Source organism: Streptococcus australis (assembly GCF_901543175.1).
Lineage (GTDB): Bacteria > Bacillota > Bacilli > Lactobacillales > Streptococcaceae > Streptococcus > Streptococcus australis_A.
This window is the reverse complement of record NZ_LR594040.1, coordinates 1,208,029-1,231,656: the sequence shown is the minus strand read 5'-3', so window position 1 is coordinate 1,231,656 and position 23,628 is coordinate 1,208,029. Positions and strand designations below refer to the sequence as shown.

Sequence of the window (23,628 nt, the reverse complement as noted above, 5' to 3'; positions counted from 1 at the left end):
TTTCAAATGGACTACGCATTTCTTGGAGAAAGTGGTACAATATTTAAATAAGTAGATGAAATGAAAAGGGGGAGAAAATGAGATTATTACCAATAAGAAAAATATCACGTCAGTCTAAGAGGCTAGCGCTTTTTTTGACTTTTTGTGCAGGATATGTCGATGCCTATACCTTTATTGTGCGAGGAAATACCCTTGTGGCAGGACAGACTGGGAATGTGGTTTTTCTATCAGTAGGACTCATTCAACATAATGTGTCAGATGCTAGTGCCAAAGTAATGACCTTGCTAGCTTTTATGATGGGGGTCCTTTTATTAACTATTTATAAGGAAAAATTGAGAATTGTTAAAAAGCCGATTTTGTCCTTGATCCCACTCGCGGTATTATCCATAATCATTGGGTTTGTTCCCTTGTCAGTAGACAATATCTACTTAGTCCCACCTTTAGCCTTTTGTATGGGATTGGTGACAACAGCCTTTGGAGAAGTGTCGGGGATTGCCTATAATAATGCCTTTATGACAGGGAATATTAAACGAACCATGTTGGCTTTTGGGGATTATTTCCGGACTAAACATACGCCCTTCCTGCGTGAAGCCTTGATTTTCGTTAGCCTACTTACCAGCTTTGTTCTTGGAGTTGTCTTTTCAGCCTATTTGACGGTTTTCTATCATGAAAAGACGATTCTAGGTGTTCCCGTGATGATGAGCATCTTTTACCTCAGTATGCTTTTTGCTTCTTGGAAGAAAAAAGGGAAAGAAAAAACTTAATTTTGATTGATTTTACTTGTAAGAAAAAAGAAGATATGCTATACTTGAAGAGTTGACTATGCACAGTCCTGTGCAACCGCACGAACATCGTTGCTCGTCGTATACGAGGTTTAAACTTTGTTATACATAGAGCTTATATACTAAGTGGTTCGTCCCACGATGCTAGGCGAGTCTTCACAAAATACGGGGAAACCCAAAAAATCATAGGAGGTGCATAATGAGCACATACGCAATTATCAAAACTGGCGGAAAACAAGTTAAAGTTGAAGTTGGTCAAGCAGTTTACGTTGAAAAATTGAACGTTGAAGCTGGTCAAGAAGTTACTTTTAACGAAGTTGTTCTTGTTGGTGGTGAAAACACTGTTGTCGGAACTCCACTTGTTGCTGGAGCTACTGTAGTTGGAACTGTTGAAAAACAAGGAAAACAAAAGAAAGTTGTTACTTACAAGTACAAACCTAAAAAAGGTAGCCACCGTAAACAAGGTCACCGTCAACCATATACAAAAGTTGTCATCAACGCAATCAACGCTTAATTTTAAGGAGAACACATGATACAAGCAGTCTTTGAGAGAGCCGAAGATGGCGAGCTGAGGAGTGCGGAAATTACTGGACACGCCGAGAGTGGCGAATACGGCTTAGATGTCGTGTGTGCATCGGTTTCTACGCTTGCCATTAACTTTATCAATTCCATTGAGAAATTTGCAGGCTATGAACCAATCCTAGAATTAAACGAAGATGAAGGTGGCTATCTGATGGTGGAAATACCAAAAGATCTTCCTTCACACCAGAGAGAAATGACCCAGTTATTCTTCGAATCATTTTTCTTGGGTATGGCAAACTTATCGGAGGACTCATCTGAGTTCGTCCAAACCAGAGTTATCACAGAAAACTAACACGGAGGAAAACATTATGTTAAAAATGACTCTTAACAACTTGCAACTTTTCGCCCACAAAAAGGGTGGAGGTTCTACATCAAACGGACGTGATTCACAAGCGAAACGTCTTGGAGCTAAAGCAGCTGACGGACAAACTGTAACAGGTGGATCAATCCTTTACCGTCAACGTGGTACACACATCTATCCAGGTGTAAACGTTGGACGTGGTGGAGACGATACTTTGTTCGCTAAAGTTGAAGGCGTAGTACGCTTTGAACGTAAAGGTCGCGATAAGAAACAAGTTTCTGTTTATCCAATCGCTAAATAAAAAGGTCCAGTGAACCTTTTTATCCCGAGCCTTGAAATGAAAAGGCGAGGAAGCTCTAAGTAGCATTAAATAGGCTTTCCGAGTTTTCGGAGAGCCTATTTTCTTGTTTTGATACCCATCTTTTTTTAAGTCTAGTGTAGTTGGATTTTATGAAGGCTATTCTTTTTCCTTTGTGGAAAACTTCTGAATTATGGTATAATGAACAGATAGAGAAGTTGGGGGTAGAAGATGAATATTCAACAATTACGCTATGTTGTTGCTATTGCCAATAGTGGTACTTTCCGAGAAGCTGCTGAAAAGATGTATGTCAGTCAGCCCAGTCTGTCTATTTCTGTACGCGATTTGGAAAAAGAGCTGGGCTTTAAGATTTTCCGTCGGACGAGTTCGGGGACTTTTTTGACCCGTCGTGGTATGGAATTTTACGAGAAAGCGCAGGAATTGGTCAAGGGATTTGATGTTTTTCAAAATCAGTATGCCAATCCTGAGGAAGAAAAGGATGAATTTTCCATTGCCAGTCAGCACTATGACTTCTTGCCACCAACGATTACGGCTTTTTCAGAGCGCTATCCTGACTACAAAAACTTCCGTATTTTTGAGTCTACTACAGTTCAAATCCTAGATGAAGTAGCTCAGGGTCATAGTGAGATTGGGATTATTTACCTTAATAATCAAAATCAAAAGGGAATTATGCAACGGGTTGAAAAGTTAGGTCTCGAAGTCATTGAGTTGATTCCTTTTCATACTCACATCTATTTGCGTGAAGGACATCCCTTGGCGGAAAAAGAAGAACTGGTCATGGAGGATTTAGCTGATTTACCAACAGTTCGCTTTACTCAGGAAAAGGACGAGTACCTTTACTATTCAGAGAACTTTGTTGATACCAGTGCTAGCTCCCAGATGTTCAATGTGACGGACCGTGCTACCTTAAATGGTATTTTAGAGCGAACGGATGCGTATGCGACGGGGTCTGGATTTTTGGATAGTGATAGTGTTAATGGCATTACAGTTATTCGCCTCAAGGATAATTTAGATAATCGCATGGTTTATGTCAAACGGGAAGAAGTCGAGCTTAGTCAAGCTGGGACACTCTTCGTTGAGGTCATGCAAGAATATTTTGATCAAAAGAGGAAATCATGAAAAAAAGAGGAATAGTGGCAGTGATTGTACTGCTCTTAATTGCACTGGATCAGTGGGTTAAAGCCTATGTCGTCCAACAGATACCTTTGGGAGAGGTTCGGTCTTGGATACCCAATCTCGTTAGCTTGACCTACCTGCAAAATAGAGGGGCAGCCTTCTCTATGTTACAAGACCAGCAGTGGTTTTTTGCTATCATTACCTTGGTTGTTATGGCGGGTGCCATTTGGTATCTACATAAGCACATGGAGGCTTCTCTTTGGCTGGTCTTTGGACTGACTCTGATAATCGCAGGAGGTCTTGGCAACTTTATCGACAGGATGAGTCAAGGTTTTGTGGTGGATATGTTTCACCTAGACTTTATCAACTTTGCGATTTTCAATGTGGCTGACAGCTATTTGACAGTTGGTGTCGTTGTTTTATTGATTGCAATGCTTAAAGAGGAAGTAAATGGAAATAAAAATTGAAACTGGTGGGCAACGTTTAGACAAGGCTCTGTCTGACCTGACAGAATTGTCACGCAGTCTCGCTAATGAACAAATCAAGGCTGGACAAGTTTTGGTTAATGGGCAAGCCAAGAAAGCAAAATACACTGTCCAAGAGGGCGATGTCGTCACCTACCATGTGCCAGAACCAGAGGTTTTAGAGTATGTGGCTGAGAATCTGCCACTCGAGATCATCTACCAAGATGAGGATGTAGCCGTTGTTAACAAACCTCAAGGCATGGTGGTCCATCCCAGCGCAGGTCATACTAGTGGAACCTTGGTCAATGCCCTCATGTACCATATCAAGGACCTGTCAGGTATCAATGGGGTTCTCCGCCCAGGAATCGTTCACCGCATTGACAAGGACACGTCTGGTCTGCTCATGATTGCTAAGAATGATGAGGCTCACTTAGCGCTCGCTCAAGAACTCAAGGACAAGAAGTCTCTACGCAAATACTGGGCGATTGTTCATGGCAATCTGCCAAATGATCGTGGTGTGATTGAAGCACCGATTGGTCGGAGCGAAAAAGACCGTAAGAAACAGGCTGTGACTGCTAAAGGGAAGCCAGCAGTGACCCGTTTTCAGGTTTTGGAACGTTTTGGTGATTATAGCTTAGTGGAGTTGCAACTGGAAACAGGGCGTACCCACCAAATCCGTGTTCATATGGCTTATATTGGCCATCCGGTCGCTGGGGATGAGGTCTATGGTCCACGCAAAACCTTGAAAGGACATGGACAATTCCTCCATGCTAAAACTCTAGGTTTTACTCATCCGAGAACAGGTGAAACCTTGGAGTTCACAGCAGATATTCCAGAGATTTTTAAAGAAACGCTGGAAAGATTGCGTAAAACTGAGAATAGATAAAAGAGTTGAGATGCCTTGTCTCAACCTTTTTCATTTCAAGTCTTTTCCATTTTAAAACATTCATGTTATAATGGATAAATATGAAGAATCGGAGTGAGAATATGAAGTACAAACGAATCGTCTTTAAGGTGGGGACTTCGTCCTTGACAAATGAAGACGGGAGTTTATCAAGAAGTAAAGTAAAGGTAATTACCCAACAATTAGCTATGCTGCATGAAGCTGGACATGAGTTGATTTTGGTGTCATCTGGGGCAGTTGCCGCTGGATTTGGAGCTTTGGGTTTTAAAAAACGTCCGATCAAGATTGCAGATAAACAAGCTTCTGCTGCAGTTGGTCAGGGACTTTTGTTGGAGGAATACACAACCAACCTCCTCATGCACCAAATCGTCTCCGCGCAAATCTTGCTGACCCAGGATGATTTTGTAGATAAACGTCGTTATAAGAATGCCCATCAGGCCTTGTCTGTATTGCTTCATCGTGGAGCGATTCCCATCATCAATGAAAATGACAGTGTCGTCATTGACGAACTCAAGGTGGGTGATAATGACACTCTGAGTGCTCAGGTAGCAGCGATGGTCCAAGCAGACCTTTTGGTTCTCTTGACCGATGTGGATGGTCTCTATACTGGCAATCCCAACTCAGATCCAAGAGCTAAACGTCTTGAGAAAATCGAGACTATCAATCGTGAGATTATTGATATGGCTGGTGGAGCAGGTTCGTCTAATGGTACAGGTGGTATGTTGACTAAAATCAAGGCGGCTACGATTGCAACGGAGTCAGGTGTGCCAGTCTATATCTGCTCTTCCATGAAATCTGATGCCTTGATCGAGGCAGCGGAGGAGACCAAGGATGGTTCCTTCTTTGTTGCGCAAGAGAAGGGACTTCGTACCCAGAAACAATGGCTGGCCTTCTATGCTCAAAGTCAGGGGACGATTTGGGTAGATGGTGGAGCTGCAGAAGCACTTTCAAAAAACGGAAAAAGTCTCCTTTTATCAGGTGTGGTAGAAGTGGAAGGGAACTTCTCTTACCACGATATTGTAACAGTAGCAGATAAAGAAACGGGTCAATCTCTTGGAAAGGGACGTGTCCAATTTGGTGTCTCAGCCCTAGAAGATATGCTCCGTTCTCAAAAAGCTAAGGGAGTCTTGATTCACCGTGATGACTGGATTTCCATCACTCCTGAAATCCAGCTGCTCTTTACAGAATTTTAGAGGTGAACGATGGTAAGGACACAAGAACAATTTGAACAAGTACAGGCTGTTAAAAAGTCAATCAACACTGCTAGTGAAACAGTGAAAAACCAAGCCTTGCTAGCCATGGCTGATCATTTATTGGTAGCTACTGAGGAGATTTTAGTGGCAAATGCCCTTGATATGGCAGCAGCCAAGGGGAAAATCTCAGATGTTATGCTAGACCGTCTTTATTTGGATGCGGAACGTATAGAAGCGATGGCAAGAGGGATTCGTGAAGTGGTTGCTTTACCAGATCCTATCGGTGAAGTCCTAGAAACAAGTCATCTTGAAAATGGCTTGGTTATTACCAAGAAACGTGTGGCTATGGGTGTTATCGGTATTATCTATGAAAGCCGTCCGAATGTAACTTCTGATGCGGCTGCCTTGGCTCTAAAGAGTGGGAATGCGGTCGTTCTTCGTAGTGGTAAGGACGCCTACCAAACTGCCCATGCTATTGTCACAGCCTTGAAGAAGGGCTTGGAGACGACGACCATTCATCCTGATGTGATTCAACTAGTAGAAGATACCAGTCGAGAAAGTAGTTATGCTATGATGAAGGCCAAGGGCTATCTAGACCTTCTCATTCCTCGTGGAGGAGCTGGTTTGATCAATGCTGTGGTTGAAAATGCTATCGTACCCGTTATCGAGACAGGTACTGGAATTGTCCATGTCTATGTGGACAAGGATGCCGATGAAGACAAGGCTCTGTCTATCATCAACAATGCTAAAACCAGTCGTCCTTCTGTCTGCAATGCTATGGAAGTTTTGCTGGTTCATGAAGACAAGGCAGCGGATTTCCTTCCTCGCTTGGAGCAAGTTCTGGTTACAAGTCGGAAAGAAGATGGGCTGGAACCGATTCAATTCCGCTTGGATGAGAAAGCAAGTCAGTTTGTTTCAGGTCGAGCAGCCGAGGCCCAAGACTTTGACACTGAGTTTTTAGACTATGTCCTAGCGGTTAAGATCGTTAGCAGTTTAGAAGAAGCGGTTGCGCATATTGAAGCCCACAGTACCCATCATTCGGACGCCATTGTGACAGAAAATGCTGAAGCTGCGGCTTACTTTACAAATCAAGTAGACTCAGCAGCGGTTTATGTCAATGCTTCAACGCGTTTCACTGATGGTGGGCAATTTGGTCTTGGATGTGAAATGGGAATTTCTACCCAGAAATTGCACGCGCGTGGGCCAATGGGCTTGAAGGAATTAACCAGCTACAAGTATGTGGTTACTGGTGACGGACAGATAAGGGAGTAAGAGATGAAGATTGGATTTATCGGTTTGGGAAATATGGGAGCTAGCTTGGCTAAGGCTGTCTTGCAGGCCAAGACGGGTGCTCAGATTCTCCTTGCCAATCGTAGTCAAGCAAAAGTAGATGCTTTCATCGCCAATTTCGGTGGCCAGGCTTCCAGTAATGAAGAAATTTTTGCAGAAGCAGATGTGATTTTTCTAGGAGTTAAACCTGCTCAGTTTTCAGACTTACTTTCTCAATATCAGACTATCCTTGAAAAACGAGAGAGTCTTCTTTTGATTTCCATGGCGGCTGGATTGACCTTGGAAAAACTGGCAAGTCTTCTGCCAAGTCAACACCGAATCATTCGCATCATGCCCAATACTCCAGTGGCTATCGGTCAAGGAGTGATTAGTTATGCCATGTCAGCAAACTGTCGTGCCGAGGACAGTGACTTTTTTTGTCAGCTTTTAGACAAGGCTGGTCTATTGGTTGAGCTGGGAGACGGCTTAATCGATGCGGCGACAGGTCTCGCAGGTTGTGGACCAGCTTTTGTCTACCTCTTTATCGAGGCTTTGGCAGATGCGGGTGTACAGACAGGATTGCCACGAGAAACGGCATTGAAAATGGCAGCTCAAACTGTGGTAGGAGCTGGGAAATTGCTCCTAGAAACCCAAGAGCATCCTGGGGTCTTAAAAGATCAAGTTTGTAGCCCAAGCGGTTCGACTATCGCTGGTGTAGCGAGTCTAGAAGCGCATGCTTTTCGAGGGACAGTTATGGATGCAGTTCATCAAGCCTACAAACGAACACAAGAACTAGGTAAATAAGAGGTTGGATGACACCAAGCCTCTTTTATGGTCGATTGAAATGAGAAGACACAAAAAGATTGTCACAAAAACCTATTTTTTTGATAGAATAGAAGGTAGAAAAAAAGAAATGAGTTAGACATGTCAAAAGGATTTTTAGTCTCTCTTGAGGGACCAGAGGGAGCAGGAAAGACCAGTGTTTTAGAGGCTCTGCTCCCAATTTTAGAGGAAAAAGGAGTAGAGGTGCTGACCACCCGTGAGCCAGGTGGAGTCTTGATTGGGGAGAAGATTCGTCAAGTGATTTTGGATCCAAGTCATACTCAGATGGATCCTAAAACAGAGCTCCTTCTCTATATCGCCAGTCGCAGACAGCACTTGGTGGAAAAAGTTCTCCCAGCACTCGAAGCTGGCAAGTTGGTCATTATGGACCGCTTCATCGATAGTTCCGTTGCTTATCAGGGATTTGGCCGAGGCTTAGATATTGATGCCATTGATTGGCTCAATCACTTTGCGACAGATGGCCTCAAACCCGACTTGACACTCTATTTTGACATCGAGGTGGAAGAAGGGCTGGCTCGCATAGCAGCTAACAGTGATCGCGAGGTCAATCGTTTAGACTTGGAAGGTTTGGACTTGCATAAAAAAGTCCGTCAAGGCTACCTCTCTCTTCTGGAAAAAGAAGGAAGTCGTATTGCCAAGATTGATGCCAGTCTTCCTTTGGAGCAAGTTGTGGAAGCTACCAAAACTGTCTTGTTTGAGAGAATGGGATTGGCAAAATGAAACAAGATCAACTAAAGGCTTGGCAACCAGAGCAATTTGACCGCTTCGTCCGTATTTTAGAACAAGACCAGCTTAATCACGCCTATCTTTTTTCAGGTTTCTTTGGAAGCTTGGAAATGGCGCAATTTTTGGCTAAGAGCCTCTTTTGTAGGGATAAAGTAGGCGTTCTACCATGTGAGAAATGCCGAAACTGCAAGCTGATTGAGCAGGAAGAATTTCCCGATGTTACTTTAATCAAGCCAGTCAATCAGGTCATCAAGACAGAACGGATTCGAGAATTGGTGGGTCAGTTTTCCCAAGCAGGGATTGAAAGCCAGCAACAGGTTTTTATTATCGAGGAAGCTGAGAAAATGCATCCCAACGCAGCCAATTCTCTGCTCAAGGTCATCGAAGAACCTCAGAGTGAAGTTTATATTTTCTTCTTGACTAGCGATGAGGAAAAGATGTTGCCGACTATCCGAAGTCGGACACAGATTTTCCACTTTAAAAAGCAAGAAGAAAAGCTGATCCATCAATTAGAACAAGCAGGTCTGGTCAAGAAAAAAGCGACTCTTTTAGCCCAGTTTTGTCAATCGCGAGCTGAAGCAGAAAAGTTGGCAAACCAGGCAAGTTTTTGGATCTTGGTTGATGAGAGTGAACGCCTGCTAACTTGGTTATTAGCTAAGAAAAAAGAAAGTTTTCTCCAAGTTGCTAAATTAGCTAGCTTGGCAGATGACAAGGAAAAACAAGATCAGGTCTTGAGAATCCTCGAAGTCCTCTGTGGGCAGGATCTCTTGCAAGCAAGGATTCGACAGATTTTACAAGATTTGCTAGAAGCTAGAAAAATGTGGCAGGCTAATGTCAGCTTTCAAAATGCCATGGAATATCTGGTCTTGAAAGAAATATAAACTCAATGAAGGATAAAGAAAGGAAAGGGCTGGTTTATGGACAAAAAAGAATTATTTGATGCGCTAGACGATTTTTCTCAACAGTTATTGGTGACCTTGGCTGATGTGGAAGCCATCAAGAAAAATCTCAAGAGCCTGGTAGAAGAAAATACAGCTCTTCGTTTGGAAAATAGTAAGTTGCGCGAACGCTTAGGCGAGGTAGAAGCAGATACACCTGTTAAGGCCAAGCATGTTCGTGAAAGCGTCCGTCGGATCTATAAAGACGGGTTTCACGTATGTAATGATTTTTATGGACAACGCCGAGAGCAGGACGAGGAATGTATGTTCTGTGACGAGTTGTTATACAGGGAGTAGGCATGCAGATTCAAAAAAGTTTTAAGGGGCAAACTCCCTATGGCAAGCTTTACTTAGTAGCAACGCCGATTGGCAATTTAGATGACATGACCTTTCGTGCTATCCAGACCTTGAAAGAGGTGGACTGGATTGCTGCTGAGGACACGCGCAATACGGGTCTTTTGCTCAAGCATTTTGACATTTCCACTAAGCAGATCAGTTTTCACGAGCACAATGCCAAGGAAAAGATTCCTGACTTGATTAGTTTTCTGAAAGCAGGACAAAGTATTGCTCAGGTCTCCGATGCGGGTCTGCCTAGCATCTCGGATCCTGGTCACGATTTAGTCAAGGCAGCTATCGAAGAAGAGATTGCAGTTGTCACAGTTCCAGGTGCCTCTGCAGGAATTTCTGCCTTGATTGCTAGTGGTTTGGCGCCACAACCACATATCTTTTACGGTTTCTTACCGAGAAAATCAGGCCAGCAAAAGCAATTTTTCGACTTAAAAAAAGACTATCCTGAAACTCAGATTTTCTATGAATCGCCCCACCGTGTAGCGGATACGCTAGAAAACATGCTAGCAGTTTACGGCGATCGCTCGGTCGTCTTGGTCAGGGAATTGACTAAAATCTATGAAGAATACCAACGAGGTACCATCTCTGAGTTATTAGAAAACATCGCTGAAACGCCACTCAAGGGCGAGTGCCTTCTCATCGTTGAAGGTGCCAGTCAGGATGTAGAGGAAAAGAACGAGGAGGACTTGTTTTCAGAAATCCAAGCGCGAATCCAGCAAGGTATGAAGAAAAATCAAGCCATTAAGGAAGTTGCGAAACTCTACCAGTGGAATAAAAGCCAGCTCTACGCTGCCTACCACGATTGGGAAGAAAATCAAGAAAATGACTAAACAGGGAAGTTTGCCTTCTTCCCTTTTTTTGTTATACTAGTAAAAGAAAAATTAGAAAGATTTGTGGGTGCCAAAAAGTCCAGTGGCTTGTTTTTATTTGGACTGAGGTTCCACCCAAAGAGGTATTAGTGTCGTGTCTCAATCTTATATCAATGTTATCGGAGCAGGTTTGGCAGGTTCTGAAGCAGCCTACCAAATCGCAGAACGTGGTATTCCAGTTAAACTCTATGAAATGCGTGGTGTCAAGTCAACACCTCAGCACAAAACAGACAATTTTGCAGAGTTAGTTTGTTCCAATTCCCTACGTGGGGATGCTTTGACCAATGCGGTTGGACTTCTCAAGGAAGAAATGCGTCGCTTGGGATCTGTCATTTTGGAATCTGCTGAAGCTACACGTGTTCCTGCAGGTGGTGCCCTTGCGGTGGATCGCGATGGTTTCTCCCAAATGGTGACTGAAAAAGTGGTCAACCATCCCTTGATTGAAGTTGTTCGCGATGAAATTACAGAATTGCCAACTGACGTTATTACTGTTGTCGCTACTGGTCCTTTGACCAGCGACGCCCTAGCTGAAAAGATTCATGCCCTTAATGACGGCGATGGTTTCTATTTCTACGACGCGGCAGCACCTATTATCGATGTCAACACTATCGATATGAGCAAGGTCTATCTCAAGTCTCGTTATGACAAAGGAGAAGCGGCCTATCTTAACGCTCCTATGACCAAACAAGAATTTATGGATTTCCATGAAGCCTTGGTCCATGCGGAAGAAACTCCGCTCAATTCTTTTGAAAAAGAAAAGTACTTTGAAGGTTGTATGCCTATCGAAGTCATGGCAAAACGTGGTATTAAAACCATGCTTTATGGTCCTATGAAACCAGTTGGTCTGGAGTACCCGGACGACTATACTGGCCCTCGAGATGGCGACTTTAAGACACCGTACGCTGTTGTCCAGCTCCGTCAGGATAATGCAGCTGGTAGTCTCTACAATATCGTCGGTTTCCAGACCCACCTCAAATGGGGAGAACAAAAGCGTGTCTTCCAAATGATTCCAGGTCTTGAAAATGCGGAGTTTGTTCGTTATGGTGTCATGCACCGCAATTCTTACATGGATTCACCAAATCTTCTTGAGCAGACCTATCGTTCTAAGAAGCAGTCAAATCTCTTCTTTGCTGGTCAGATGACGGGTGTGGAAGGCTATGTCGAGTCAGCAGCTTCAGGCCTGGTTGCAGGTATTAACGCGGCTCGTCTTTTCAAGGGAGAAAGCGCAGCTATTTTCCCAGAAACAACAGCGATTGGAAGTCTGGCTCATTACATCACCCATGCTGACAGCAAGCATTTCCAACCTATGAACGTCAACTTTGGCATTATCAAGGAGTTAGAAGGCGAGCGTATCCGTGATAAGAAGGCTCGTTATGAAAAAATTGCAGAACGTGCTCTTACCGACTTAGAGGATTTTTTAACTGTCTAATTTTTTTGAAAGAATTGCTCATGGCACTATAAAAATCTTAGAAATTGTGATAAAATAGGTAGGATAAAAAAAGGAGAGTAAAAATGGCTAACCCCAAGTATAAACGTATTTTAATCAAGTTATCAGGTGAAGCCCTTGCCGGTGAACGTGGCGTAGGGATTGATATCCAGACAGTTCAAAAAATCGCAAAAGAGATTCAAGAAGTTCATAGTTTAGGTATCGAAATTGCCCTTGTTATTGGTGGAGGAAATCTCTGGCGTGGTGAACCTGCTGCAGAAGCAGGAATGGACCGCGTTCAGGCAGATTACACTGGAATGCTTGGGACCGTGATGAATGCTCTTGTAATGGCAGATTCATTGCAACAAGTTGGTGTCGATACGCGTGTGCAAACGGCTATCTCTATGCAACAAGTGGCAGAACCTTACGTACGTGGACGTGCCCTTCGTCATCTAGAAAAAGGCCGCATCGTTATCTTTGGTGCTGGAATTGGTTCACCTTACTTCTCAACAGATACAACAGCGGCTCTTCGTGCAGCTGAAATCGAAGCGGATGCCATCCTTATGGCTAAAAATGGCGTAGACGGTGTTTACAATGCCGATCCTAAGAAAGACAAGACAGCCGTTAAGTTTGAAGAATTGACTCACCGTGATGTTATCAATAAAGGTCTTCGTATCATGGACTCAACTGCTTCAACCCTCTCTATGGACAACGACATTGACTTGGTTGTCTTTAACATGAACCAACCAGGCAACATCAAACGTGTCGTATTTGGTGAAAATATCGGAACAACAGTTTCAAACAATATCGAAGAAAAGGAATAGGAAAGATTATGGCTAACGCAATTGTAGAAAAAGCTAAAGAGAGAATGACCCACTCGCACCAAAGTCTGGCTCGTGAATTTGGTGGAATCCGTGCCGGCCGTGCCAATGCAAGCTTGCTGGACCGTGTACATGTAGAATACTATGGAGTCGAAACTCCTCTTAACCAAATCGCTTCAATTACCATTCCAGAAGCGCGTGTTTTGTTGGTAACGCCATTTGACAAGTCTTCATTGAAAGACATCGAACGTGCCTTGAACGCTTCTGATCTTGGTATTACACCAGCTAATGACGGCTCTGTGATTCGCTTGGTGATTCCAGCTCTTACAGAAGAAACTCGTCGTGACCTTGCTAAAGAAGTGAAGAAGGTCGGTGAGAATGCGAAAGTGGCTGTCCGCAATATCCGTCGTGATGCTATGGACGAAGCTAAGAAACAAGAAAAAGCAAAAGAAATCACTGAAGACGAATTGAAGACTCTTGAAAAAGATATTCAAAAAGTAACAGACGATGCTGTTAAACACATCGACGATATGACTGCCAATAAAGAAAAAGAACTTTTGGAAGTCTAAAAATAAACAGAAAAACTCAGTTGGCATTGCTGGCTGAGTTTTATTCGAAAGAAGGAAATATGAATACAAATCTTGCAAGTTTTATCGTTGGACTCATCATCGATGAAAATGACCGTTTTTACTTTGTGCAAAAGGATGGTCAAACCTATGCACTTGCCAAGGAAGAAGGTCAACATACAGTAGGGGATACGGTCAAAGGTTTTGCCTACACGGATATGAAGCAAAAACTCCGCTTGACCACTCTAGAGGTGACTGCTACTCAGGACCAATTTGGTTGGGGAACTGTAACAGAAGTTCGTAAGGACTTGGGTGTTTTTGTCGATACCGGTCTACCTGATAAAGAAATCGTTGTGTCACTCGATATCCTCCCTGAGCTCAAGGAACTCTGGCCTAAGAAAGGCGATAAACTTTACATCCGTCTTGAAGTGGACAAGAAAGACCGAATATGGGGACTCTTGGCTTATCAAGAAGATTTCCAACGTCTGGCTCGTCCTGCCTACAACAACATGCAGAACCAAAACTGGCCAGCCATTGTTTACCGCCTCAAGCTGTCAGGGACCTTTGTCTATCTCCCAGAGAATAACATGCTTGGTTTTATCCATCCTAGCGAGCGCTACGCAGAGCCACGTTTGGGACAAGTGCTAGATGCGCGTGTCATCGGTTTCCGTGAAGTGGACCGTACCTTGAACCTATCCCTCAAACCACGTTCTTTTGAGATGTTGGAGAATGATGCCCAGATGATTTTGACCTACTTGGAAAGCAGTGGCGGTTTTATGACCTTGAATGATAAGTCTTCTCCAGAGGACATCAAAGCAACCTTTGGTATCTCTAAAGGTCAGTTCAAGAAAGCACTCGGTGGCTTGATGAAGGCTGGCAAAATCAAGCAAGACCAGTTTGGGACAGAGTTGATTTAGGTCTTATAGACATGATAAAGAAACTTGAAGAAATGAGTTTAGAGGAACTCTGGCAACTTTTTCCTATTTTTCTAGTAGAGCACAAGTCAGAGTGGAAAGACTGGTATGAATCGGAAAAAACAAATCTGAAAAAAATATTAGGTGCAAATGTTATTCAAAGAATAGAACATATCGGTAGCACTGCTATCCCTAATATTTGGGCCAAAAATATCGTTGATATTCTGTTAGAAGTAGGTAGAATAGAGGATTTAGCAAGAGTTAGGGATTTATTGGTGAAGAATGGTTGGCTAGTGATGTCGGAGAGTCCTAACAGGATTTCTCTAAATAAAGGCTATACAGAGAAGGGATTTGCTGAGAAAGTTTTTCATCTACATTTGCGAATGACGGGAGATCATGACGAGATTTATTTTAGAGATTATCTCTGCCAGCATCCAGATATCGCCCAAGCGTATCAGGAATTAAAACTAAGTTTGTGGAAAAAATTTGAACACAATCGAGATGCCTATACAGATGCGAAAACAGATTTTATAAAACACTACGTATCAGAAGCTAAGTCCAGTAATTTTCAAGAATCAGAAAAGTTTCATCAAAAAAAGTCTTGATAGGAGAAAGAATTGAGAAAATCATTTTACACTTGGCTCATGACCGAGCGCAATCCTAAAAGTAATAGCCCTAAAGCTATCTTGGCAGATCTCGCTTTTGAAGAGTCAGCCTTTCCAAAACACACGGATGATTTCGATGAGGTGAGTCGTTTTTTGGAGGAGCATGCCAGTTTCTCTTTCAACCTAGGAGACTTTGACGCCATCTGGCAAGAATACTTAGAACACTAGAGACAATGAGATGAGGCTAGTATTTTATTGTTCTCTTTGCTATAATAAAAAGAAATAAACGGATTAGAGAGGTTCTTTATTTGAAGGAACATTCAATAGACATTCAACTTAGTCATCCGGATGACTTGTTTCATCTTTTTGGATCCAATGAACGTCATCTTCGTTTGATGGAAGAAGAGCTCGATGTGGTGATTCATGCCCGTACGGAGATTGTCCAGGTTTTGGGAGAAGAGACTGCCTGTGAGGAAGCCCGTCAGGTTATCCAGGCATTGATGGTTTTGGTTAATCGTGGAATGACCGTTGGGACGCCAGATGTAGTGACGGCTATTAGCATGGTCAAAAACAACGAAATCGACAAGTTTGTCGCCCTTTACGAAGAAGAAATTATCAAGGACAATACAGGGAAACCTATCCGTGTCAAAACCTTGGGGCAAAAGCTTTATGTGGACAGTGTCAAACAGCATGATGTGACCTTTGGAATTGGGCCAGCAGGGACTGGGAAAACCTTTCTTGCAGTGACCTTGGCAGTGACAGCCCTTAAACGTGGGCAGGTCAAGCGGATTATCCTTACTCGTCCAGCAGTGGAAGCAGGTGAGAGTCTAGGATTTCTTCCGGGGGATCTCAAGGAGAAGGTAGATCCTTACCTTCGACCTGTTTACGATGCCTTGTATCAGATTCTCGGCAAAGACCAAACGACTCGTCTTATGGAGCGTGAAATCATTGAAATCGCGCCCCTCGCCTACATGCGTGGACGGACCTTGGATGATGCCTTTGTCATTCTTGATGAGGCGCAAAATACGACTATCATGCAGATGAAGATGTTCTTGACGCGTTTAGGTTTTAATTCTAAGATGATTGTCAATGGAGATATCAGTCAGATTGACCTTCCGCGTAACGTCAAGTCAGGTTTGATTGATGCCCAAGAAAAGCTCAAGAACATTCATCAAATTGACTTTGTTCATTTTTCAGCTAAGGATGTGGTTCGCCATCCAGTTGTCGCTCAGATTATCCGAGCTTATGAACCAGCTCCAGTTAAGGTTGAAGAAAAGAACGAAGAAACAGAATAGCAAAAAAAGCAGTTCAGATGTGAACTGCTCTTTTTGCTTTTTTATGAGTCTCTAACTTTAAACAAGTTCGTCGATAGACGTGTGATCTTTATCGAGGCCTTGGGCAACTGGGAGGCTAGTCAAGTAACCTTGATAAGTTGTAACTCCTTCACGTAAGCCTTGATCTTCAGTGATTGCCTTCTTAAAACCTTTTCCTGCTAAGGCTTCGATGTAAGGAAGGGTCACATTGGTCAGGGCGATGGTAGAAGTACGAGCTACGGCACCAGGGATGTTGGCGACAGCATAGTGGAGCACCCCATGTTTTTCATAGACGGGCTCATCGTGCGTTGTCACACGATCTGCTGTTGCGATAACACCACCTTGGTCAACGGCGACGTCAACGATGACAGATCCTGGACGCATTTGTTTGACCATCTCATCTGTCACCAATTTCGGTGCCTTGGCACCAGGGATGAGAACTGCCCCAATCACCACATCAGCATCTTTCACACTTGCTTCGATGTTGAAAGAATTTGACATAAGAGTTTGGATTTGGTTTCCAAAGACTTCTTCTAGAACCGAGAGACGCTTAGCACTGATATCTAAAATAGTCACTTGAGCACCAAGACCAAGGGCGATGCGGGCAGCGTGTGTACCGACGACACCGCCACCGATGATGGTTACTTTTCCTTTTGGAACACCTGGTACACCACCAAGTAGGACACCAGAGCCACCAGCTTGTTTGGTAAGGAAGTGAGCTCCGATTTGAACCGCCATACGGCCAGCAACTTCACTCATAGGAACGAGGAGTGGCAGATGTCCTTGGCTGTCACGGACAGTTTCATAGGCAATTCCTGTTGTTTTTGCTGCTAACATAGCATCTGCTAATTCTGGAGCAGCGGCCATGTGCAAGTAGGTGAAGAGGAGCAGGTCGTTGCGCAAGTACCCATATTCAGAAGCTAATGGCTCTTTTACTTTCACGACCAACTCAGCTGCCCAGGCTTCGCTAGCAGTAGCGACAATCTCAGCACCTTGCTTTTGATAGTCTGCATCAGTAAATCCTGAACCGAGTCCAGCGTTTGTCTCGATGAGGACGCGATGACCACGGGTGATCAAACTATGGACACCAGCAGGTGTGAGGGCGACACGGTTTTCATTATTCTTAATTTCTTTTGGGATTCCGATTAACATATAGGTTTACTCCATTTTCTAAATTCGGGTCTTTAAAATCAAACATCACAGAGAAACCCGATTATCGTGATGTTTTTATTTTATATAAATCTGTTTCGAAAATCAAGAAAAACTTTTGCTTTGATGAGCTTTTTTTGATAAGCTAGTAGGAAAATACTTGTAAATAGGGGGAAGTGTGTATGGAATCAATCTTTTTAAAACTAGCCCAGTATCCAATAGTGGAGACAGAACGTTTATTGCTCCGACCTGTAACCTTGGATGATGCGGAAGCAATGTTTGCTTATGCCTCGGACAAGGATAATACGCGCTACACTTTTCCAACAAATCAAAGCTTAGAAGAAACTAAGAACAACATTGCTCAGTTTTACTTGGCTAATCCCTTGGGCCGGTGGGGAATCGAACTAAAAAGCAATGGTCAGTTTATTGGAACCATTGACTTGCACAAGATTGATCCTGTTATTAAGAAGGCAGCTATTGGCTACATTATCAATCAAAAGTATTGGAATCAAGGATTGACGACAGAAGCCAATCGTGCTGTGATTGAGCTAGCTTTTGAGAAAATTGGAATGAATAAGTTGACCGCCCTTTACGATAAGGACAATCCTGCATCTGGAAAGGTCATGGAGAAATCAGGCATGCATTTTTCACATGCAGAACCATATGCTTGTATGGACCAGCATGAAGAAGGCCAAATTGTCACAAGAGTTCATTATGTCTTGACCAAGGAAGACTATTTTGCAAATAAATAAGCAGTTGAAAAGAAATTTTCGACTGTTTTTTCTTCCTCTTGCGAATAACTTAAGAGAGGAGAAAATATGGAAGCAATTATCGAGAAAATCAAAGATTATAAAATTATTGTCATTTGTGCTGGTTTGGGTTTGCTTGTAGGTGGATTTTTCCTACTAAAACCAACGTCACAAACACCTGTCAAGGAAACGAATTTGCAGGCTGAAGTTGCAGCCGTTTCAAAGGATTCATCGGCTGAAAAAGAAGTGAAGAAGGAAGAAAAAGAAGAGCCTCTGGAACAAGATCATATCACAGTGGATGTAAAAGGTGCTGTCAAATCGCCAGGGATTTATGATTTGCCAGTAGGGAGTCGGATTCATGATGCCGTTCAGAAGGCTGGTGGCTTGACAGAGCAAGCAGATAGCAAGTCGCTCAATTTAGCCCAGAAAGTTAGTGACGAGGCTCTGGTTTACGTCCCGACAAAGGGGGAAGAAGTAGCTAGTCAGCAGACCGCCTCTGGAACGACTTCTTCGACAAGTAAAGAAAAGAAGGTCAATCTCAACAAGGCCAGCCTAGAAGAACTCAAACAGGTCAAAGGACTTGGAGGGAAACGAGCTCAGGACATTATCGACCATCGTGAGGCAAATGGCAAATTCAAGTCGGTAGACGAACTCAAGAAGGTCTCTGGTATTGGTGTAAAGACCATAGAAAAGTTAAAAGACTATGTTACAGTGGATTAAGACTCTTCCTATCCCCTTAATCTATCTGGGCTTTTTGTTACTTTGGCTTTACTATGCCATTTTAGGAGCGTCCTATCTCTCACTGCTAGGTTTTGTTTTTTTGCTTGTCTGTCTCTTTTTCCAATTTCCTTGGAAATCGGCTGGTAAAGTTCTAGCGATTTGTGGAGTTTTTGGGTTTTGTTTTTTGTTTCAAAACTGGCAACAGACACAAGCTAGTCAAAACCTAGTGGATTCTGTTGAGAGGGTACGGATTTTGCCTGACACTATTAAGGTCAATGGAGATAGTCTGTCCTTTCGGGGCAAGGCTGAGGGTCGCACCTTCCAAGTTTACTATAAACTCCAGTCTGAGGAGGAGAGAGAGCACTTTCAGGCCTTAACAGATCTTCATGAGATTGAACTAGAAGGAAAACTTTCCGAGCCAGAAGGTCAGAGAAATTTTGGTGGATTTGACTATCAATCCTATCTGAAGACTCAAGGAATTTACCAAACTTTGACTATCAAGAGTATCCAGTCAATGAAAAAGATTAGCAGTTGGGATATAGGAGAAAATCTGTCCAGTTTACGTCGAAAGGCTGTAGTTTGGATTAAGATGCACTTTCCAGATCCTATGCGCAACTATATGACAGGTCTTCTTTTCGGACATCTAGATACTGATTTTGAGGAGATGAATGAGCTCTATTCCAGTCTTGGAATTATCCATCTCTTTGCCTTGTCAGGTATGCAGGTTGGATTTTTTATGGAATCCTTTAAGAAGCTCCTCTTGCGATTGGGCTTGACTCAAGAAAAGTTGAAGTGGCTGATCTACCCTTTTTCCCTTATCTATGCAGGGCTGACAGGATTTTCAGCTTCGGTCATTCGTAGTCTCTTACAAAAATTACTAGCCCAACATGGTGTTAAGAGCTTGGACAATTTTGCCTTGACTGTTCTTGTCCTCTTTATCATCATGCCCAACTTTTTCCTAACAGCAGGAGGTGTCTTGTCCTGTGCCTATGCTTTTATCTTGACCATGACAAGCAAAGAAGGGGAGGGGCTCAAGGCTGTTGCCAGAGAAAGTCTAGTCATTTCCTTGGGAATATTGCCCATTCTATCCTTCTATTTTGCAGAATTTCAGCCTTGGTCTATCCTTTTGACCTTTGTCTTTTCCTTCTTGTTTGACTTGGTTTTCTTACCGCTTTTGTCTATCTTATTCATTCTGTCTTTTGTTTACCCAGTCACTCAGCTTAACCTTGTCTTTGAATGGCTGGAGAGCATCATTCGCTTGGTTTCGCAGATGGCAAGTAGGCCCTTGGTCTTTGGACAACCAAACGCATGGCTTTTGATTCTCCTCTTAGCTTCATTGGCCTTGGTCTATGATTTTAGGAAAAACATCAAAAGAGTAGCAGGGTTCAGCCTCTTTATCGTGGGACTCTTTTTCATAACCAAACACCCGCTGGAAAATGAAATCACCATGCTGGATGTTGGGCAGGGAGAAAGCATTTTTCTACGGGATATGACTGGTAAAACTATCTTGATAGATGTAGGAGGTAAGGCAGAATCCGACAAAAAAATCCAAGCTTGGCAGCAAAAGTCTACAACCAGCAATGCCCAGAGGACCTTGATTCCCTATCTTAAAAGTCGAGGAGTAGATAAGATTGATCAGCTGATTTTGACCAATACAGACAAGGAGCATGTTGGAGATTTGCTGGAGGTGACCAAGGCTTTCCATGTAGGGGAGATTTTAGTATCAAAAGGAAGTTTGACACAGAAAGAATTTGTGGCAGAATTAGAAGCGACTCAAACCAAGGTACGCAGTGTGACAGCAGGGGAGAATTTTCCGATTTTTGGCAGTTACTTAGAAGTCCTATCTCCAGGGAAGATTGGAGATGGGAATCGTGATGATTCTCTCCTTCTTTATGGAAAACTCATGGATAAGTACTTTCTCTTTACTGGAAACTTGAAGGAGAAGGGAGAAAAGGATCTTCTAAAGCAATACCCTACCTTAGAGGTGGATGTCTTAAAAGTCGGTCAACATGGTGCTAAAACCTCATCAAATCCAGCTTTTCTAGAAAAACTCAAACCAGAGATTACTCTCATTTCAGTGGGTAAGAACAATCGTGCAAAACTCCCCCATCAGGAAACCTTGACACGACTGGAAAGTATCAAGAGTAAGGTTTACCGAACTGACCAGAACGGAGCTACTCGCTTTAAAGGTTGGAAAAGTTGGCGAATTGAAAGCGTTCGATAGGAAGAAAAATGTTATATATTAATGAAATGGACTAAAAATCTGTTGCATAATACAGGGAAAAACGATATAATGAAAGCGTCTTCAATACTAATGATACAAATTCAATGATAACCATGAAAAAATCAGCAAAAGTTGTTTTATTAGCTAGTTTGTTATCTATTGGTCTTTTTCAGTCTAGTGTATCTGCTAAGACCGTTCTTAAAAATTATCGCTATGACTGGAATGCCTTCTATGAGTCTAGAATGAATTACCATGCATATAGATATAAGGTCATTCCGGAATGGTCTCGTTATTACAGCTATTCTGAGTATAAAGTTGGCGGAGGCTGGAACTACGCTCGTTATGAGGTCATTAACTACTAGACAGGAAACTATCAATCGTTAAAGAGTGAAAAAAAGGAGGGCTGTATATGATAACTCTTACTCATGTTACCTTAAAAACACGACAAGTCATCTTACAAGATGTTGATTTCACATTTGAAAAGGGCAGGATTTATGGCCTTCTTGCTATCAATGGCTCGGGAAAGACGACCCTGTTCCGAGCCATGAGCAAGCTACTTCCCCTTAGTAGTGGAAATATCGCAGTCCCTCCTTCTTTATTTTATTATGAGAGTATTGAATGGCTGGATGGAAACTTAAGTGGGATGGACTACCTTCGTCTCATAAAAAATATCTGGAAGTCAGACCTAAACTTGGGGGACGAAATCGCCTATTGGGAAATGTCTGACTATATCAACCTTCCTATTCGTAAGTATTCCTTAGGGATGAAGCAACGCTTGGTGATTGCTATGTATTTCCTCAGTCAGGCGAAATGCTGGCTCATGGATGAGGTAACAAATGGTTTAGACGAGTATTATCGACAGAAGTTTTTTGATAGATTGGCACAAATCGATAGACGAGAGCAGCTGGTTCTTTTAAGTTCCCACTACAAAGAGGAGTTAGTGGGGATTTGCGATAGCATCGTAACCATTCGTCAGGGGCAGATAGAAGAGGTTCCGTTATGAAAGATATTAGCCTATTTTTATTAAAAAAAGTTTTCAAAAGTCGCTTAAACTGGATTATCTTAGCTTTATTTGTATCTGGACTCGGTGTTACCTTTTATCTTAATAGTCAGACTGCAAACTCCGTCAGCTTGGAGAGCGAGTTGGAAACCCGTCTTGTAAAAAATGAGAGAGTCATCAATGAATATGAAGAGAAACTCTCCCAAATATCTGATACCAACTCGGAGGAATACCAGATTGTTAAAAGTAATTTAGAATCACAAAAACATCTTTTAACGCAAAAGAAAGAAATTCTAACCTTACTAAAAGAAGGGCGCTGGAAAGAAGCCTATTATTTGCAGTGGCAAGATGAAGAGAAGAATTATGAAGTTATGTCAAATCAACCGACTTCTGACTCTGAATTTAAAATGGCAGTTGACCGCCAACGAAAGATTTACCAAGCCCTGTATCCCTTGAACATAAAAGCACATACTTTGGAGTTTCCGACCCACGGGATTGATCAGATTGTCTGGATTTTAGAGGCTATCATCCCAAGCTTGTTTGTGATTGGTATTATTTTCATGCTAACACAACTGTTTGCAGAAAGATATCAAAATAATCTCGATACAGCTCAGTTATATCCTTTTTCAAAAGTGACATTTGCCATGTCCTCTCTTGGAGTTGGGGTGAGTTATGTAAGTGTGCTGTTTATTGGAATCTGTGGATTTTCTTTTCTAGTGGGAAGTCTAATAAGTGGTGTTGGACAGTTAGATTATCCCTACCCTTTCTATAGCTTAACCAATCAAGAGGTAACTATTGGGAAGATACAAGATGTGTTATTTCCTAGCTTGCTCTTAGCTTTCTTAGCCTTTATCGTCATTGTGGAAATCGTGTACTTGATTGCTTACTTTTTCAAGCAAAAAATGCCTGTCCTCTTTCTTTCCCTCATTGGGATTGTTGGCTTATTGTTTGGTATCCAAACGATCCAGCCTCTTCAGAGTATTGCCCATCTGATTCCCTTTACTTACTTGCGTTCAGTGGAGATTCTATCTGGAAGATTACCTAAGCAGATTAATAATGTAGATCTAAATTGGAGCATGGGGATGGTCTTACTTCCTTGCCTGATTATTCTTTTGTTAGTGGGTATTCTATTTATCGAAAGATGGGGAAGTTCACGTAAAAAGGAAGGTTTTAATAGGTCTTAGCATTCCTATATGGAAGGTGAGGGAAAAAATAACATAGAGAGGGAACCAACTAGGTTCTCTCTTTTTGATGCGGACATCAAGAAGAAAACAGAAACTTTTTCGAAAAAATGACTTTTTATCTTGACAAGGTATAGAAAACTTGGTATCATATAAAAGTTGAGAAAAGCAGAAGTGAGAGCTTCTCGCCTTGTGACATCAAGTTGCCTGGCCCTACGGATGAAAAGTTTCTAAGAAACGCTATCATAACGTGCGGGCTTGTATCATTACGAGCCCGCTCTTGTTTTTCTCTAATAATAAAAAAGA

At 42.6% G+C, this 23,628-nt stretch carries 28 protein-coding genes, 1 pseudogene and 2 other annotated features; of the genes and pseudogenes, 27 read left to right on the top strand and 2 right to left on the bottom strand.

What is annotated here, in order from left to right; translation table 11 throughout:
* Positions 1-77: 77 nt before the first annotated feature.
* From FGK98_RS06190 to rpmA, 4 genes are all read left to right on the top strand, one after another.
* Positions 78-764: a YoaK family protein gene (locus tag FGK98_RS06190; RefSeq protein WP_138100490.1), complete on the top strand. Its 687-nt coding sequence runs from the start codon at positions 78-80 to the stop codon at positions 762-764.
* A 64-nt stretch (positions 765-828) separates the two neighbouring features.
* Positions 829-948, top strand: a sequence feature (ribosomal protein L21 leader region).
* A gap of 33 nt (positions 949-981) precedes the next feature.
* Entirely contained in the window at positions 982-1,296 is a 315-nt protein-coding gene (gene rplU / locus FGK98_RS06185; RefSeq protein ID WP_000109141.1) for a 50S ribosomal protein L21, read from the top strand.
* Between the two features lie 15 nt (positions 1,297-1,311).
* Positions 1,312-1,656: a ribosomal-processing cysteine protease Prp gene (locus tag FGK98_RS06180; protein ID WP_000613698.1), complete on the top strand. Its 345-nt coding sequence runs from the start codon at positions 1,312-1,314 to the stop codon at positions 1,654-1,656.
* 16 nt (positions 1,657-1,672) lie between these two features.
* Complete coding sequence (gene rpmA, locus FGK98_RS06175) at positions 1,673-1,966, top strand: 50S ribosomal protein L27 (RefSeq protein ID WP_000916509.1); 294 nt, start codon at positions 1,673-1,675, stop codon at positions 1,964-1,966.
* 134 nt (positions 1,967-2,100) lie between these two features.
* Here rpmA and FGK98_RS10270 read toward each other — a convergent pair.
* Positions 2,101-2,202, bottom strand: a pseudogene (locus tag FGK98_RS10270) (AraC family transcriptional regulator); the annotation flags it as partial.
* Between FGK98_RS10270 and FGK98_RS06170 the strand changes: the two are divergent.
* The 17 genes from FGK98_RS06170 to FGK98_RS06090 all read left to right on the top strand — a co-directional run bounded on the left by FGK98_RS06170 (position 2,195) and on the right by FGK98_RS06090 (position 16,281).
* On the top strand, positions 2,195-3,103 hold the full coding sequence (locus FGK98_RS06170; RefSeq protein WP_138100489.1) for a LysR family transcriptional regulator: 909 nt from the start codon (positions 2,195-2,197) through the stop codon (positions 3,101-3,103). The pseudogene FGK98_RS10270 and the gene FGK98_RS06170 overlap by 8 nt on opposite strands.
* Positions 3,100-3,567, top strand: coding sequence for a signal peptidase II (gene lspA, locus FGK98_RS06165; protein WP_138100488.1), 468 nt, complete (start codon positions 3,100-3,102; stop codon positions 3,565-3,567). Before FGK98_RS06170 ends, lspA begins: the two co-directional genes overlap by 4 nt.
* The gene (locus tag FGK98_RS06160) at positions 3,551-4,450 is read left to right on the top strand and encodes an RluA family pseudouridine synthase (protein ID WP_138100487.1); all 900 of its coding nucleotides are present in this window, start codon (positions 3,551-3,553) and stop codon (positions 4,448-4,450) included. The genes lspA and FGK98_RS06160 overlap by 17 nt, the downstream gene beginning before the upstream one ends.
* Positions 4,451-4,551: 101 nt before the next feature.
* Positions 4,552-5,661 carry a glutamate 5-kinase gene (gene proB, locus FGK98_RS06155; protein WP_241993345.1) on the top strand — a complete coding sequence of 370 codons (1,110 nt, stop codon included), beginning with the start codon at positions 4,552-4,554 and terminating at the stop codon, positions 5,659-5,661.
* 9 nt (positions 5,662-5,670) lie between these two features.
* The gene (locus tag FGK98_RS06150) at positions 5,671-6,933 is read left to right on the top strand and encodes a glutamate-5-semialdehyde dehydrogenase (RefSeq protein ID WP_138100485.1); all 1,263 of its coding nucleotides are present in this window, start codon (positions 5,671-5,673) and stop codon (positions 6,931-6,933) included.
* Between the two features lie 3 nt (positions 6,934-6,936).
* On the top strand, positions 6,937-7,734 hold the full coding sequence (gene proC / locus FGK98_RS06145) for a pyrroline-5-carboxylate reductase (RefSeq protein ID WP_138100484.1): 798 nt from the start codon (positions 6,937-6,939) through the stop codon (positions 7,732-7,734).
* Positions 7,735-7,854: 120 nt separating this feature from the next.
* A complete protein-coding gene (gene tmk, locus FGK98_RS06140; protein WP_138100483.1) occupies positions 7,855-8,493 on the top strand; it encodes a dTMP kinase in 639 nt (212 codons plus the stop codon).
* Complete coding sequence (locus FGK98_RS06135) at positions 8,490-9,380, top strand: DNA polymerase III subunit delta' (protein ID WP_138100482.1); 891 nt, start codon at positions 8,490-8,492, stop codon at positions 9,378-9,380. The genes tmk and FGK98_RS06135 overlap by 4 nt, the downstream gene beginning before the upstream one ends.
* 36 nt (positions 9,381-9,416) lie before the next feature.
* Positions 9,417-9,734, top strand: coding sequence for a DNA replication initiation control protein YabA (gene yabA, locus FGK98_RS06130; protein WP_000358229.1), 318 nt, complete (start codon positions 9,417-9,419; stop codon positions 9,732-9,734).
* A gap of 2 nt (positions 9,735-9,736) precedes the next feature.
* Positions 9,737-10,615, top strand: coding sequence for a 16S rRNA (cytidine(1402)-2'-O)-methyltransferase (gene rsmI, locus FGK98_RS06125; protein ID WP_138100481.1), 879 nt, complete (start codon positions 9,737-9,739; stop codon positions 10,613-10,615).
* Between the two features lie 133 nt (positions 10,616-10,748).
* On the top strand, positions 10,749-12,083 hold the full coding sequence (gene trmFO, locus FGK98_RS06120) for a methylenetetrahydrofolate--tRNA-(uracil(54)-C(5))-methyltransferase (FADH(2)-oxidizing) TrmFO (RefSeq protein ID WP_138100480.1): 1,335 nt from the start codon (positions 10,749-10,751) through the stop codon (positions 12,081-12,083).
* 83 nt (positions 12,084-12,166) lie between these two features.
* Positions 12,167-12,904, top strand: coding sequence for a UMP kinase (gene pyrH, locus FGK98_RS06115; RefSeq protein ID WP_000002990.1), 738 nt, complete (start codon positions 12,167-12,169; stop codon positions 12,902-12,904).
* 8 nt (positions 12,905-12,912) lie between these two features.
* Positions 12,913-13,470: a ribosome recycling factor gene (frr, locus tag FGK98_RS06110; protein ID WP_138100479.1), complete on the top strand. Its 558-nt coding sequence runs from the start codon at positions 12,913-12,915 to the stop codon at positions 13,468-13,470.
* Positions 13,471-13,529: 59 nt separating this feature from the next.
* Positions 13,530-14,384, top strand: a complete 855-nt coding sequence (gene cvfB / locus FGK98_RS06105; RefSeq protein ID WP_138100478.1) for an RNA-binding virulence regulatory protein CvfB — start codon at positions 13,530-13,532, stop codon at positions 14,382-14,384.
* An 11-nt stretch (positions 14,385-14,395) separates the two neighbouring features.
* On the top strand, positions 14,396-14,986 hold the full coding sequence (locus tag FGK98_RS06100) for a GrpB family protein (protein ID WP_138100477.1): 591 nt from the start codon (positions 14,396-14,398) through the stop codon (positions 14,984-14,986).
* A gap of 12 nt (positions 14,987-14,998) precedes the next feature.
* Positions 14,999-15,214, top strand: coding sequence for a YozE family protein (locus FGK98_RS06095; protein ID WP_001232084.1), 216 nt, complete (start codon positions 14,999-15,001; stop codon positions 15,212-15,214).
* A gap of 80 nt (positions 15,215-15,294) precedes the next feature.
* Positions 15,295-16,281 carry a PhoH family protein gene (locus FGK98_RS06090; RefSeq protein WP_138100476.1) on the top strand — a complete coding sequence of 329 codons (987 nt, stop codon included), beginning with the start codon at positions 15,295-15,297 and terminating at the stop codon, positions 16,279-16,281.
* Between the two features lie 57 nt (positions 16,282-16,338).
* On the opposite strand, the gene ald is transcribed toward FGK98_RS06090, so the two are convergent.
* Positions 16,339-17,451, bottom strand: coding sequence for an alanine dehydrogenase (gene ald, locus FGK98_RS06085; RefSeq protein WP_138100475.1), 1,113 nt, complete (start codon positions 17,449-17,451; stop codon positions 16,339-16,341).
* A 179-nt stretch (positions 17,452-17,630) separates the two neighbouring features.
* Between ald and FGK98_RS06080 the strand changes: the two genes are divergently transcribed.
* The 6 genes from FGK98_RS06080 (at position 17,631) to FGK98_RS06055 (ending at position 23,325) form a co-directional block, all read left to right on the top strand.
* Positions 17,631-18,200 (top strand): GNAT family N-acetyltransferase, encoded by a 570-nt coding sequence (locus FGK98_RS06080; RefSeq protein ID WP_138100474.1) that lies wholly within the window; start codon positions 17,631-17,633, stop codon positions 18,198-18,200.
* A gap of 66 nt (positions 18,201-18,266) precedes the next feature.
* On the top strand, positions 18,267-18,917 hold the full coding sequence (locus tag FGK98_RS06075; RefSeq protein ID WP_138100473.1) for a helix-hairpin-helix domain-containing protein: 651 nt from the start codon (positions 18,267-18,269) through the stop codon (positions 18,915-18,917).
* Positions 18,901-21,141: a DNA internalization-related competence protein ComEC/Rec2 gene (locus tag FGK98_RS06070; RefSeq protein ID WP_138100472.1), complete on the top strand. Its 2,241-nt coding sequence runs from the start codon at positions 18,901-18,903 to the stop codon at positions 21,139-21,141. The genes FGK98_RS06075 and FGK98_RS06070 overlap by 17 nt, the downstream gene beginning before the upstream one ends.
* 113 nt (positions 21,142-21,254) lie before the next feature.
* Positions 21,255-21,503 (top strand): hypothetical protein, encoded by a 249-nt coding sequence (locus FGK98_RS06065; RefSeq protein WP_049536309.1) that lies wholly within the window; start codon positions 21,255-21,257, stop codon positions 21,501-21,503.
* 47 nt (positions 21,504-21,550) lie between these two features.
* On the top strand, positions 21,551-22,144 hold the full coding sequence (locus FGK98_RS06060; RefSeq protein ID WP_138100471.1) for an ATP-binding cassette domain-containing protein: 594 nt from the start codon (positions 21,551-21,553) through the stop codon (positions 22,142-22,144).
* Positions 22,141-23,325: a hypothetical protein gene (locus FGK98_RS06055; protein ID WP_138100470.1), complete on the top strand. Its 1,185-nt coding sequence runs from the start codon at positions 22,141-22,143 to the stop codon at positions 23,323-23,325. Before FGK98_RS06060 ends, FGK98_RS06055 begins: the two co-directional genes overlap by 4 nt.
* A 157-nt stretch (positions 23,326-23,482) precedes the next feature.
* Positions 23,483-23,614 (top strand) — a sequence feature (ribosomal protein L20 leader region).
* Positions 23,615-23,628 lie beyond the last annotated feature (14 nt).